We start from the raw sequence: 14241 nt of genomic DNA on the forward strand, positions 1-14241 counted from the left end.
CATCCCCCCGTCTCCCTAAGCTGTCACGCCCCTAAGCTGTCACGCACTTAATTTTTGGGTTAAGACTGATCGGGAAATGGGGAGATACGGAGGTGGGCAGATGGTTTGACGGTTTCTTTGATAACATGAACAGATTCAATTTACATGGGTGTTAGCCGATCAACTGATATACACAAATTAGATAGTCAAGTACCTTACTCTGTACCTGGTGTGCTCAATAAAGCTTTTCGATGCTTAACGATTCCTCAAGCGCATCAGTCCTAGGGTATATTTTTTAACCATAGAAATTTGCTATGATCTGGTGAAGATTGATAAGATTACCGCAATTTCCATAAACTGATTAGAGTTACTTGAATTAAACCTTGCGGTTGAATTAATCATTGTGTTAAGCATTTAACGTTTGTCCTAACTATCCGCTACTTTTGTTCGTTACTGCGAAACCAGTATGAGTTTGCTCAAGGGTATTCGCTGCCGAGCCCCAAACATTAGGTTCTGGGGTTGGGTGAGCTGTATTGCTGTTTTTTTGAATGCATATTCCCATGACTTCAGTAGCTGAACTGCTAGTTTTACAAGCTGAGGAAATAAAGTCCACTGCTAAGTCCACTGCCAAGATAAAACACTACTCGACGCTCAACAACGACCCCCTAGATACGGCCACAGGTGTCTATATTACTATCCATGGTCATTTCTACCAACCGCCTCGGGAAAACCCTGATCTAGATACGATTGAGCGTCAGCCTACTGCTGCTCCGTTTCATGACTGGAATGAACGGATTTACTATGAGTGCTACCGCCCCAATGCCTTTGCTCGGGTATTAAATGACCAAGGGGAAGTGATAGATATTGTCAACAACTATGAGTATTTGAGCTTCAATATTGGTTCAACGTTAATGTCTTGGCTGGAAGATTACGATCTGGAAGTGTATCAGCGGATTCTGGAAGCGGATCACAAGAGTTGCGTACGCTTAAATGGTCACGGAAATGCGATCGCTCAAGTTTACAACCACATCATCCTTCCTTTAGCCAATGAACGGGACAAATATACCCAAATCCGTTGGGGAAAAGCGGACTTCCGTTCCCGCTTTGGTCGTGAACCCGAAGGGATGTGGCTGGCGGAAACGGCAGTAGACTATCCCACCTTGGAAGCATTGGTAGCAGAAAATATTCGGTTTATTATCCTAGCCCCTTCCCAAGCTCAACGTTGCCGCCCAATTCCGAGTGAACAGAATACTAATTCTCAATGGTACGAAGTGGGAGGTGCTCAGATTGACCCTACTCGCCCTTACCGTTGCTTCCTCAAAAATGGCAAATTTATTGATATCTTTTTCTATGACGGCCCAATCTCCAGAGATATGGGCTTCAATAATTTACTCACCAGCACTGAACACTTCGCCAAGCGTTTGGGTCAAGCAGTACGTGGGGATCATCGCAGCGCCCAGTTGATTGCTGTGGCAACGGATGGGGAAACCTTTGGCCATCACAAAACAGGCACTGAGAAGTGTATTGCTTACGCTTTTACCCATGAGTTTCCCCAGCGCAACTGGACAGTAACCAACTTTGCCCACTACCTTAGCTTTAATCCTCCTACCTGGGAAGTGGTACTGAAGCCAGTAACAGCCTGGAGTTGCTCCCATGGGGTTGACCGTTGGCAAGATGATTGTGGCTGTGGTAGTGGCGGCAAGTGGCACCAAATGTGGCGTCGCCCCCTGCGCAATGCCCTGGATTGGTTACGGGATAAATTGATTCAGGTTTATCAAGAGACTGCTAGCCAATTCTTCCATGACCCTTGGCTAGCGCGGGATGAGTATATCGAAGTGATTCGGAACCGTTCCCCAGCCAATGTGGACAGTTTTCTGGAGCGTCATGGTACTCACCCACTGACGACCGCTGAACAAGTGGATGCCTTACGACTCCTGGAAATGCAGCGTCATGCTCTGCTGATGTATACCAGTTGTGGTTGGTTTTTTGAGGAAATCTCCCGTCCAGAAGGGGTTCAGATTCTGCGCTATGCTGCCCGTGCTATGGAGTTAGCTGGTGATGTTGCTAAAGTCCAACTGGAAGAAGAATTTATCCAACGCCTTGCTCTAGCACCCAGTAATGTGGAATGCTTTAAAACTGGTGACCAGATTTATCAGCAACTAGTGGTGTCAGCCCACGTTAGTTGGAAGCAAGTAGTAGCAGACTACGCTATTAGTTCCCTATTTAACAACTATTCCCAAGAAGACAAAATCTACTGTTACTATGCCCATCAGCAATATTACCAGCTAAAACGAATCGGGGCATTAACCCTAGCTGTGGGACAGTTACAATTGACTTCTGAGATAACTAGGGAAAGTCGTGATTTTGTGTTTGCCTTGCTATACCTAGGTGGTTGGGACTTCCACTGCTGTATTCAACCCCTTGCTGAATGTCGAGCCTACCGCCAGCGGTTGGACACATTATTTAATGCCCTAGACCAAGGCAGTGCAGCCCACACAATTTTGGTAATGAATCAGCTGTTTGGGCAGCAAAATTTTAATTTGCAGCATCTGTTTCCTGAAGAGCGACACCGGATTATGCAGCTGTTGAGCCAGGAAACCTTGACCCGTTTGGATCAGCTCTATAGCCAGGTTTATCGGGATAACTATAGAGCTTTGATGGCTTTCCATCAGGGTGGGTTATCTGTTCCCAAGGAGTTGCAAGTAGCAGCAGAAATTGCTATATCGAATCAGTGTATTACTGTGATTAGGGCATTAGATAGTGATAGCACTGATCAGCAGGTGGTATGGAGTAGGTTGGCAGAGTTAGAAGCGATCGCAACAGCAGCGAATCATCTCCACTGTCAGTTGAATACCCTAGAAGTCAAGCAAACCTTAGAAAAGTTAATTTTGCGTACGCTCTGGCAAATTCTTTACGATAGCAACCTAGAGGAAGTGGAAGTCGATATTCAACGGCTAGACAAAATGATTGATGTTGGGAATCAGCTCAATTTAAGCTTATCCTTAGATCGTTGCCAAGAACTTTACTTGCAGTACTTCCATAACCAAATTTTGCCTCAGCTTATCCAAAGCCAAGATTTAAAGAAAGATAGTCAAAACAAAGATAGTGATAGCAATGGCAGCTATGCCTGGCTATGTAAAATGTGTACCTGCAGTGCTTCCCTCAGTGCTTCGCTTGCCCCAAGCTCCCTACTCAAGTTGGGTCAAACCTTAGCAGTGGATCTGAGTGGTTGGGTCACCAACCTGTAAGCATTCAGCTATCAGCTATCAGCATTCAGCATTCAGCTATCAGCTATCAGCTTTTGAATAAAATAAGCTGACCACTGACCACTGACCACTGACCACTGACCACTGACCACTGACCACTGACCACTGACCACTGACCATAAAAATCTCAAAAAAGTTATAACACCGGGATTACAGCGCAACTATTAAACCCTTGGTTTTCGGCTTTAATTTAAGTTACATAATAATCCCGGTCGGTGTTACCCTAATTTAATTTTAACAAATAATAAGAGTTTTTGGTAGACTCTGCGACATTTTCTATAGCTGTTTACTAACCTAATTGAAAACTGCTATAGTTCAGATCGAACCAATTTCACTAAGTGGCCAAAAACGGAAACAGGCACGACCAATCACTTTGTCTTTACCTAGAAAACCCCAAACATGGGAATCGTTGCTATTGTTGCGGTTGTCTCCCATCACAAATAGCTGATCTTCTGGCACCTGCACCAGTCCCATCTGATAATGGGGAGGTTGGGCAATGTAGTCCTCGTCTAGAGGAGTACCGTTGCGATAAACTTTGCCATCTTTGACTTGAACCGTATCACCGGATGTGCCAATCACCCGCTTGATGAAAGCTTGGTCTTTTGAGTAACCCAAAATTTGTAATTGTGGCGGTAGTTCAAACACTATAATGTCACCGACTTTTGGGGTATGGAAACGGTAAGAGATTTTTTCGACCACTAAGCGATCGCCTATTCCCAAAGTAGGGTACATGGAATCCGAGGGAATGTAGCGAGGTTCTGCCACAAATACTCGAATCAATAGAGCTAAGGCTAGTGCGATCGCAATAATTTGGAAATTTTCCTGTACTTGCTTCCAGAATGGCGTGCCACCCTTGTCCGGTTGTTGACCCTGAGCATCTGCTTGCTGCTCCTGAACAGATTCAGAAGATTCACTCGGTGCTGCTAATTTCTTTTTCTGTGCATCCATACAAGATTTAAATTGACATTGAAATTGACAATACTCGGTATTTTGGCCTAGCCCTAGCCCTAAACATCTTTACTAGTTTGGCAACTCAGCCAGGATAACATGCTTGATTGCCCTTTTGTGAATTTGCGTTAGTTTAAAAGGTAAGTACTGTTGTTGGACAATGCCCGTGCTGTTTCCACACTCTGTCCTACGTGCAAGTTTAGCGGTTTGTCTTCTCGGTTTGTTGAGTGCCTGCGCCAACACTAACCTAGGTAACGCTTTGCAGCGGTCTTTGGGAGCAGACCCCACACTGAAAGATAACCCACCCAAAAACTTGGGTGGGCCATCTCCGAATAAGCCTCAAAGTACTCCCCAGAAACAGAAGTCAGTACCGTTGCCAGAAGACTTCCCCACTGAGATTCCCCGTTATCAACAAGCAACCTTGGCACAAGTGGAACCCCTCAAAGATGCTGCTGGTCCAGGTAAGTTGACGATTTGGTCATCCCCTGACCCAATTAATTTAATTCAGAACTTTTACCAAAAGACCTTTGAGTCGGGAGGCTGGGAAGTCCTCGACCAGCCAGAGGATCAAGATGGTGGCACATTCATCGTCCGTCGTAATGACTTGGACGTTACCCTTTCGATTCCTTCTGGTGCCACCACTGGCAAATCCAGTGCTGCCTCCTCATCAAAGCCGCCAGCGGTTGCTACCAACAGCAGTGTGACTACATTTGATATTCAGTACGTCCGGGATGGTAAGGATACCAAAGCTGAGAAACCACAAGCATCCCAGAAACCAACACAACCTCCGAAACCACAACCATCCCAGAAACCAACACAAGCTCAAAAACCAACACAACCTCCGAAACCACAACCATCCCAGAAACCAACACAAGCTCAAAAACCAACACAACCTCCGAAACCACAACCACCCTCTGAGGTGGCCAGTAAGCCAGCTAAGGTCAGGTCAGGACAACCAGAGAAATTTACTGACTTGGATAAAGTCCCCCGAGATTTGCGTAAGTATGTGGCAGATTTGGCAGAATTGGGAGTCTTAACTCCAGACACCGCTAATCCAAAGACCAATGCTGATAGTCAAGGTACTCAGTTTGCGCCGAATCAAACCATAAGCCGCCGTCAGTATGCCCGTTGGCTGATGGATGCCAATAATCGGATCTATGCCAATCGTCCAGGATTGCAAATCCGTTTAGCATCCAAAACTACTCAACCTGCATTTCAGGATGTGCCTCGTACTGATCCTGATTTTCCCTATATTCAGGGATTAGCTGATGCTGGATTAATTTCTAGTCCCCTCAGTGGCGATTCTACGGCAGTATTGTTTCGTCCAGATGCACCGTTGACTAGGGAAAATCTGATGTTGTGGAAAGTGCCTCTCGATACTCGTAAAGCCTTGCCCAAAGCCTCTATTGAAGCAGTGAAAGAAACTTGGGGCTTCAAAGATACCGCTGAAATTGACCCGAAAGCATTGCGAGCGGTCTTAGCTGATTTCCGAAATGGCGATTTGGCAAACATTCGCCGAGTCTTTGGTTATACAATATTGTTTCAGCCTAAAAAACCAGTCACCCGTGCTGAAGCAGGAGCAGCGCTTTGGTATTTCGGTTCTCAGGGTGAAGGGCAATCTGCCAAAGAAGCACTGTTTCTTAAACCTCAAACCAGTCAGCCATCAGGGGCACCAAAAGCTACATCATCGAATTAGGTGCATACAAAACGTAAGCTATCAGCGTGTCGCGTATCAGCTATTAGCATTCAGCTATCAGTTATCAGCTATCAGCGTGTCGCGTATCAGCGTGTCGCGTATCAGCGTGTCGCGTATCAGCTTATGCGTTACTTGAGGTGCTACTGTTCGCGCAGCGTGCGCGTAGCGCAATCGGTGCTTTTAGGTGCGCACCTATAGCGAATTAAATTCGCCAACGGAAAGGGCACCTTTGAATAAAATAAGCTGATAGCTGACGGCTGACGACTGAATGCTCTCTAAAAAACAGCTGAAAACAGCTTTTAGTTGTGCTTAAGCACAATTAGGAATAGGTATTGTCATTGGTTAGTAATTAGTGGTGATTGGTCAACGGTGTCAATGCCAGACATGATATAGCAGAAGTCAGAAGTCAGAAGTCAGAAGTCAGAAGTCAAACTCTTGCGCTTACTTAGGTTTGAGACTTTTGTCATGTCCGCGCCTGCCCTGGCGACTGCTATATCAAGTCCGGTTAATCACGTCTAAAATGGTTGATCCGATGCCTGTGAATTTTGAATTTTTAATTCTGAATTTTGAATTGCTAATTGCTTATGGTTAGTTAATTTTCAAGGTTCAATTTACTATCAACCAAGAATGATAAGTATTAAATCGGACATGATCTGAGATAATTATCTGCAATTAAGGTAACAAACATCATGAAGACACAAATTGCCGCTACAGGATTAGTCTTTTTCTCTTTAATGTTGCCCCTCAAGGCAAATGCTGTCGAATTGTTTAGCAAGATGTATATCTTTGGAGACAGCCTCTCTGATCAAGGCAATCTGTTTAATGCCACCGAAGAGGGAATTCCCCCCAGTCCACCCTATTTTGAGGGACGTTTTTCCAATGGTCCCAACTGGGTGGATTATCTTGCAGGGGATTTGGAATTAAACCCCACTCTGTTTACCACTATTGGCTCAGGTGCTATCCCTACTCAAGGCATTAACTTCGCTTTTGGTGGTTCTACTACAGGTACTGAAAACACTATCGCTCTTACTTTCTCTGGATTGACAGGCTTACCAGGATTGGAACAGCAGATTGATGCTTTTACGTTTCCCCTGATACAAGCCGGTCAGTCTGCTGACCCAGATGCTCTGTATATAGTGTGGGCTGGTGCTAATGATTATCTACCCACCCAAGGCACTTTTGAACCATTTACAGAAACTGAGACGACACTGGCAAATTTGTCAGATGCACTGCAAGACCTGAGTGATGTTGGGGCTAAGAATATTATGGTAGTTAACTTGCCAGATTTGGGCAATACGCCCCTTGCTCTCGGAGTTGATGGACGTGTTCCTGGTACTACCGATGCCCTCAACACTTTGACAGAAGACCATAATTCTGGTTTGTCTGAACTACTCGATCAATTCAGTCAGACTCCCGACTCAGATGTCAATATCATCCCGGTTGATGTTAATTCTACATTTAGGGAAATTCTGGCTCAGCCGACGGAATTTGGTTTGACCAATGTAACTACTCCTTGTGTGAATATACCAGCACAATTTGTATGTGAGAATCCCGAGGAGTTTTTATTCTGGGATTTACAACATCCAACCACTGGTGTTTATCGAATCATTGCGGATTTAGCCCTGTCAGCATTGAAGGATCCAAACCCAGATAATAACAATTCACACCCAGATAATAACCATCCACACCCAACTAATGTTCCTGAACCAGCAACGGCTTTAGGTCTATTCGCCTTGGGGGCTTTAGGGATAGGTTCTAAGGGAATAAGGAAGAGGGAATAGGGAATTTAGAATTTAGAATTTAGAATCGGGAATCGGGAATCGGGAATCGGGAATTGGGAATCGGGAATCGGGAGTCGGGAGTCGGGAGTCGGGAATCGGGAGTCGGGAGTCGGGAGTCGGGAAAAATCCTGGTAGTGCTATACAATTCCTGACTTTAGTTCCCGAAACCTTGACCAGACCAACGCCTAAATCACTACATCTTTACCAGTATCATCAAAAAATACTAGGAGTTTTTTCCTACTATTACCTGTTCCGAAGCTCCCTCTAGATACCGTTTTCAATTAGATCATGAAACCCAATTCTGAGTTATCATAACATCAAAAAATCCTAGGTTTTCTTTCCTACTATTCCCGACTCCCGATTCCCGACTCCCTACTCCCTACTCCCGACTCCCTACTCCCGACTCCCTACTCCCTACTCCCGACTCCCTCTTCCCAACAATGAGTAACAATTACGACCAACTGTTCAAAACTATAGAAGAGTTAGTTATGCACCATTCCCCTAGTGGTGCGGAAGGGGAAATTGACCAATTGTTACTGCATCGGTTTCAAGCTTTAGGGGTGGAAACTTGGCAGGATCGGGCGGGAAATGTAATTGCTAAAATCCCTGGTAAGGATGCTGGTGCCAGTCCCATTGCGATTACTGCTCATAAAGATGAAATTGGTGGCATTGTTAAACGGATTGGTGAAGCAGGACGGGTGGAAGTGCGCCGGTTGGGTGGTTCTTTTCCTTGGGTTTATGGTGAGGGTGTGGTGGATCTGTTGGGGGATAACTATACCATTAGTGGTATTCTCTCCTTTGGTTCACGTCATGTTTCCCATGAATCTCCTCAAAAAGCATTGCAGGATGATGCTCCTCTACGTTGGCAAGATGCCTGGATTGAAACGAAATGTAGTGCTACAGAATTGGCAGAGGCTGGGGTGCGTCCAGGGACTCGTATGGTGGTTGGTAAACATCGTAAGATACCTGTCCGCCTTAAGGATTATATTGCTAGCTATACCCTGGATAATAAGGCATCCGTGGCGATTTTGCTAACTTTAGCGGAACGGTTGAAAACTCCCGCAGTTGATACGTATTTGGTGGCATCAGCAAAGGAGGAAGTAGGGGCAATTGGGGCTTTGTATTTTACTCAAAATCAATCTCTAGATGCTTTGATTGCTCTGGAAATTTGTCCCTTGTCTGCGGAGTACCCTATCGAAGATGGACCAGCACCAGTGTTGCTCTCTCAAGATAATTATGGCGTGTACGATGAAGGGTTAAATCGGGAATTGCAACAAGCGGCAGAAAGTTGTGAGGTCCCGATTCAGTTGGCGGTTATTGATGGTTTTGGCTCTGATGCTTCGATCGCCATGAAGTTTGGTCATGTTGCTCGTGCTGCTTGCTTGAGTTTTCCTACTCAAAATACCCATGGTTTTGAAATTGCTCATTTGGGTGCGATCGCAAATTGTATCGATATTATTGAGACTTATAGTTCATTCTTAATTCTTAATTCTTAATTCTTAATTCTTAATTCTTAATTCTTAATTATCAATTTTGAAAGAAGAGCGATATATCCCTATTTCTGCTTGATTTATTCTTTGAAAAGCAGCTTGGGAAAGAGCATTTGCGAAAATATCATTCAAAGGAAAAAGACCTTTAACAACTGACTTACCTAAAGAATAGGCTAATTTGCATAATTCACAGAGAAGCACTGTCAAGATTTCTGGCTCTCCATGAAGATAACCAATATAAAACTCTTCCTCTGAAAGTTCCGAGTAACTTTGAATAGCTATACCTCGTAATCTTTCATTTTGTCTTAATCCGAAAACTTTTCCTCCAACCAGACAGTCTTTTAATAACTCAGGAGTAAGCGTTTGACATTTGGTAATTATTTTTGTGTAAAAACTTTGTTTTTTATCTAATAAAATATTGTTATATATTAAAGACAAAATATCATCAAAATGATTCAGATCTAATTGAATTAATTGGTTGGTTGCTGAAGCAATAGTAGCAGCTTGATAAAGACTATAACTATCTAGTTTTTCATCTCCTCGCTGAGAGATAATTTTCAACATTATTTCATTGTCAGAATAGACACAGTAACGTAAGATAGGAACATTTACTTGAGATAAATACTTATTTATATGTGAATATAATAATTTAGATAAACCTCGCCGTCGATAGCGACGATCTACTCTCAAAGAACTTCGCCAAGCTTCCTGTTTTGACAAAATAACGACTTGCTGCATCGCCACAGGGATATCATCAAGAGTAACTACAAAAACTTTATTTTCAGGATTGTTAATCCGTTTCTCCAATACTAAGTGCATGTAATCTTTTTGATTTTCCCACGTATATTGGCAGAAAGCCAAGATAGGTTCTACATCTGAAATTTTAGCTAAGCGAATCTGGAATTCAGTCATCTATCCTTTGCTGTGGGTGTCTTTACAGGTTCGGTGCGTTACGCTGGAGCGATCGCTATCCCGGCTTTTTGCCACCGATAAAACCATGTTGCCACGATGCACCCACTTTCGATAGTGTTCTGGTAACCTCTCCCATTGCTGATTACTTAAGTTGACTCGATTCATTAATGCACCCTGCCATCGCTTATTGTTTAGGATACAACGAGTTTGACAACAGGCCATAGTCCCAGGTCGGTAAACTGACTATTTCTAATTAATTTAGAATGTAAACCGGCTGGAATGCGATCGCATTTTGAGCAAATACCCACCAACAAATACCCTAGTGCTATAGCAATCCTAAAAAGGAATAAGGTAAGCATTCAGCTATCAACTATCAGCGTGTCGCGTATCAGCGTGTCGCGTATCAGCCATTAGCTTATGCGCTATGGGCACGCTACTTTACGAACAGCTTTTGAATACAATAAGCTGACCACTAACGGCTGACGGCTGACAGCTGACGGCTGAATGCTTACGGAATAAGTTTATGTCTAATTAGTAAATGTTGCTAGTGGTGCGTGATCAGACGGGATCGCCCTAATTTTTCGCCTCAACGCCCGGGTTGGAACAGTCCGCCTGGGAATATTGATAACCGGCAAGATGCCGGTTCCACTAAGATGCCGGTTCCACCAAGATGCCCATTCCACCCACCGGGTCGAACAGCAAGAATGAGATGCACCCAAGAAATCAACCCGGTTTGAAACAAGAGCGATATATCCCTATTTCTGCTTGAAGTTTTCTTTGAAAAGCAGCTTGGGAAAGAGCATTTGCGAAACTATCATTCAAAGGAAAAAGACCTTTAACCACTGACTTACCTAAAGAATAGGCTAATTTACATAATTCACAGAGAAGCACTGTCAAGATTTCTGGCTCTCCATGAAGATAACCAATATAAAACTCTTCCTCTGAAACTTCCGAGTAACTTTGAATAGCTATACCTCGTAATCTTTCATTTTGTATTAATCCGACAACTTTTCCCCCAAGCAGACAGTTTTTTACTAACTCAGGAGTAATAGTTTGACATTTAGGAATTAATTGTGTGTAAAAACTTTGTTTTTTATCTAATAAATCTTTTCTAATCATTAAAGACCAAATATCATCAAAATGTTTCAGATCTAATTGAATTAATTGGTTGGTATATGAAGTAACAGTATCAGCATCAGCTTTATAAACACTATAACTATCTATTTTTTTATCTCCTCGCTGAGATATAATTTTCAACATTAGTTCATTGTCAGACAAGACACAGTAACGTAATATAGGAACATTGACTTGAGATAAATAATTATTTATATGTGAATATAATAATTTAGATAAACCTCGCCGTCGATAGCGACGATCTACTCTCAAAGAACTTCGCCAAGCTTCCTGTTTTGACAAAATAACGACTTGCTGCATCGCCACAGGGATATCATCAAGAGTAACTACAAAAACTTTATTTTCAGGATTGTTAATCCGTTTCTCCAATACTAAGTGCATGCAATCGTTTTGATTTTCCCAGGTATATTGGCAAAAATCTAAGATAGGTTCTACATCTGAAATTTTAGCTAAGCGAATCTGGAATTCAGTCATCTATCCTTATGCTGTGGGTGTCTTTACAGGTTCGGTGCGTTACTCTTTTTTAGGATACAACGAGTTTGACAACACGCCCTAGGGGGGCGGAATCATACCCAGAATCAGCAACGCCCAAAATCTGCTTGCTTAGTTTTTGCGATCGCTGGATTTTTTCCTGCTCAGCAATATATTTGTATCTAACAGGTAAGCCATCAAAACCGATCCGGATAAATACTTTCTCTACTCATCGCTTCATCACTAAGGACAGGAATATCTCGACTCTTATGACTGTCAACCCATGCCTGAAATTCTGCTGACCATTCCTCATGGGTTGACGTTTCATAAAATGAAGCCGAAGCTGAATCATCTTTTTCCTGATTTAGACGATTCAACAGTGCATCCAAGTGGGGTTTAATCTCCGCAACAGAGCAAGAGGTTATCTTCGATAACATGCCAAGCACCTGCTCAATATCTTGAGCATAGGAGTTATTAAAATCCGAATACTGATGAGATATTTTACTCATTTTAACACCATGAATCAATACTTGAATTGCCTAGTTACTATTCCTGCTTATTTTATCACATTCAATCGCAAAATTTCAATCAAAATACTTTTAAAATATCCCCCCTATACCCACATTATTATCCCTACTCCCTACTCCCTACTCCCTACTCCCTACTCCCTACTCCCTACTCCAAAATTACCTTACAAAATTGATTTTATCTCTAGATCAACCCCCAAACTACTCAATTTTTTAACTTTGTAAAAAAATGTTGCAAATTTAAAAAATACCCCTTGACATTTCCCGAGATATTAGTAATAATAAAAATGTCCGATATTTCGATAATATTTCTGGACAAAAAGCCGCGCTTTACACGTCAACCAAGAAGCGCGGCTTATGTCCTCAGTCACAAACTATGTGTGAGGTAATTCCATGATGCCAAAAAAACCCTCAAATGATCATCTGAATCATCTGATTCACTGCCAGCGAGCCCTAGACCGCCTTGCCCAAATTGCCAGGAGCCAATCCACACGGGAACATGCCTATCCTCATCCCATCACCGAGCGAGAAGAAATCTTGATCTACCTATACAGCTACTGCCGACTATCCATGACCCCCCAGGAGTTTTACCGAAAATGGCAAGTTAACCAAGAAGACATCGGTAACATCTGCTGCCGCTCAAGTTACGCTGTAAACTCCTGGCTGGCCCAAGGTCCTCGCTATAAAACTCCCTCCTCCGATTCCTTGCATCATCTGGCCTTAATGGATTTTCTCTTAGAAAATTTCGAAGCAATTCCAAAGGAGTTATTAAATCAGCTCTGCTCGAAAGTAAAACGTTCTTAGAATGTAGAATGGAGAATTAAGAATGTAGAATTAAGAATGGAGAATTAAGAATGTAGAATGGAGAATGTAGAATGGAGAATTGAGGTAAGCATATGCGCTACGCGCACGCTACGCGAACAGCGGTCAGCGGTCAGTGGTCAGCTTAAAATCAACCTCTTTCGTGACTATTAAATTAATCCTTACCTGTTTTCTTGAAAAGACTTTCCTCAAATTAAACTAATCCTTAGCTGTTTTCTTCAAAAGCTGATAGCTGATAGCTGATAACTGATAACTGATAGCTGATAGGAGAATTAAGAATGTAGAATTAAGAATGTAGAATGGAGAATTAAGAAGGGACAATTAAGAAGGGACAATTAAGGATGGATAATGTAGAATGAATGTAGGAGGTAGAAGCCAGAAGCCAGAAGCCAGAAGCCAGAAGCCAGAAGCCAGAAGCCAAAAGGTAAGCATTCAGCCGTCAGCCGTCAGCCGTCAGCCATTGGCTGATAGCACCTCAAGTAGCACCTCAAGTAGTGCATTAGCTGATAGCTGATACGCGACACGCTGATAGCTGATAGCTGAATGCTTACGCCAAAAGCCAGCAGCCAGCAGCCAGCAGCCATACTTCTAAATTCTTAATTCTCAATTCTTCATTCTCAATTCTTCATTCTTAATTCTCAATTCTTCATTCTTAATTCTTAATTCTTCATTCTTAATTCTTCATTCTTCATTCTTCATTCTTCATTCTTCATTCTTCATTCTTCATTCTACATTCTTCATGGGGAACTTTCCCTCCGCAGATTCGTCTAAACCGCTAAAGCTACGATATTCTACGCTCACAAAATATCCTGATCTGAGCCATCAATCTGGGAAATATCCTGATCTGAGCCATCAATCTGGGAAAAATGTATATATGAGTAGAGTTGGAATTAGCAGAGAACCCACGGAGTCAACTTATGAAATTTTATAAAATTCTCTCCCTACTAGGGATGACAGCAATATCTACAATCACTGCTACTCAGGTTTTGGCTATGGAGACAGCTTCCTGGAACTTAACCACCGAACCTGACTCTAGTGAGAATAGTCTATTGGAGGATGTTTCATTCCTTAAATACAGTCTATTTGATACCGCTGCTGGCGCGAGAGAGCCTCAAGATCCAGATCCTAGACCGCCACGCCGCGACATGCCACAATCGGGAATTTAGTAGAGTCCGCTTCAGCTAGAGATTGATCATATATAGCAGTTCTTAATTG

Annotated in this window: 14 protein-coding genes; 8 read left to right on the forward strand and 6 right to left on the reverse strand. The window is 42.9% G+C overall.

The genetic code is table 11. The features are described from left to right. Positions 1–539 precede the first annotated feature (539 nt). Positions 540–3227 (forward strand): DUF3536 domain-containing protein, encoded by a 2688-nt coding sequence (locus tag F6J90_RS09435; RefSeq protein ID WP_293092389.1) that lies wholly within the window; start codon positions 540–542, stop codon positions 3225–3227. A gap of 333 nt (positions 3228–3560) precedes the next feature. On the opposite strand, the gene lepB is transcribed toward F6J90_RS09435, so the two are convergent. After that, positions 3561–4193 carry a signal peptidase I gene (gene lepB, locus F6J90_RS09440; RefSeq protein WP_293092391.1) on the reverse strand — a complete coding sequence of 211 codons (633 nt, stop codon included), beginning with the start codon at positions 4191–4193 and terminating at the stop codon, positions 3561–3563. Between the two features lie 220 nt (positions 4194–4413). Here lepB and F6J90_RS09445 point away from each other — a divergent pair, with 220 nt between their 5' ends. Beyond that, positions 4414–5889 (forward strand): S-layer homology domain-containing protein, encoded by a 1476-nt coding sequence (locus F6J90_RS09445; RefSeq protein WP_293092393.1) that lies wholly within the window; start codon positions 4414–4416, stop codon positions 5887–5889. 689 nt (positions 5890–6578) lie between these two features. Next, positions 6579–7670: an SGNH/GDSL hydrolase family protein gene (locus F6J90_RS09450; RefSeq protein WP_293092395.1), complete on the forward strand. Its 1092-nt coding sequence runs from the start codon at positions 6579–6581 to the stop codon at positions 7668–7670. A gap of 19 nt (positions 7671–7689) precedes the next feature. Here the strand turns inward: F6J90_RS09450 and F6J90_RS09455 are convergent, their stop codons facing one another. Next, complete coding sequence (locus F6J90_RS09455; RefSeq protein WP_293092397.1) at positions 7690–7815, reverse strand: hypothetical protein; 126 nt, start codon at positions 7813–7815, stop codon at positions 7690–7692. Positions 7816–8110: 295 nt separating this feature from the next. On the opposite strand from F6J90_RS09455, the gene F6J90_RS09460 reads away from it, so the two are divergent. Next, on the forward strand, positions 8111–9166 hold the full coding sequence (locus F6J90_RS09460; protein ID WP_293092399.1) for a M42 family peptidase: 1056 nt from the start codon (positions 8111–8113) through the stop codon (positions 9164–9166). A gap of 24 nt (positions 9167–9190) precedes the next feature. Here the strand turns inward: F6J90_RS09460 and F6J90_RS09465 are convergent, their stop codons facing one another. The 4 genes from F6J90_RS09465 to F6J90_RS09480 form a co-directional block, all read right to left on the reverse strand. Continuing rightward, a complete protein-coding gene (locus F6J90_RS09465) occupies positions 9191–10072 on the reverse strand; it encodes a GNAT family N-acetyltransferase (RefSeq protein ID WP_293092401.1) in 882 nt (293 codons plus the stop codon). Continuing rightward, positions 10073–10237, reverse strand: a complete 165-nt coding sequence (locus F6J90_RS09470) for a hypothetical protein (RefSeq protein WP_293024376.1) — start codon at positions 10235–10237, stop codon at positions 10073–10075. Positions 10238–10795: 558 nt separating this feature from the next. Beyond that, positions 10796–11680, reverse strand: a complete 885-nt coding sequence (locus tag F6J90_RS09475; protein ID WP_293092403.1) for a GNAT family N-acetyltransferase — start codon at positions 11678–11680, stop codon at positions 10796–10798. A 194-nt stretch (positions 11681–11874) separates the two neighbouring features. Next, entirely contained in the window at positions 11875–12186 is a 312-nt protein-coding gene (locus F6J90_RS09480) for a hypothetical protein (RefSeq protein WP_293092405.1), read from the reverse strand. Positions 12187–12207: 21 nt separating this feature from the next. On the opposite strand from F6J90_RS09480, the gene F6J90_RS09485 reads away from it, so the two are divergent. From F6J90_RS09485 to F6J90_RS09500, 4 genes are all read left to right on the forward strand, one after another. Then, a complete protein-coding gene (locus F6J90_RS09485) occupies positions 12208–12429 on the forward strand; it encodes a hypothetical protein (RefSeq protein ID WP_293092407.1) in 222 nt (73 codons plus the stop codon). Between the two features lie 168 nt (positions 12430–12597). Beyond that, positions 12598–13008, forward strand: coding sequence for a hypothetical protein (locus F6J90_RS09490; RefSeq protein WP_366513736.1), 411 nt, complete (start codon positions 12598–12600; stop codon positions 13006–13008). Positions 13009–13381: 373 nt separating this feature from the next. Continuing rightward, a complete protein-coding gene (locus F6J90_RS09495) occupies positions 13382–13540 on the forward strand; it encodes a hypothetical protein (protein ID WP_293092409.1) in 159 nt (52 codons plus the stop codon). Between the two features lie 403 nt (positions 13541–13943). Further along, positions 13944–14192, forward strand: a complete 249-nt coding sequence (locus F6J90_RS09500; protein WP_293092411.1) for a hypothetical protein — start codon at positions 13944–13946, stop codon at positions 14190–14192. Positions 14193–14241: the final 49 nt, after the last annotated feature.

The organism is Moorena sp. SIOASIH, from assembly GCF_010671925.1.
GTDB lineage: Bacteria > Cyanobacteriota > Cyanobacteriia > Cyanobacteriales > Coleofasciculaceae > Moorena.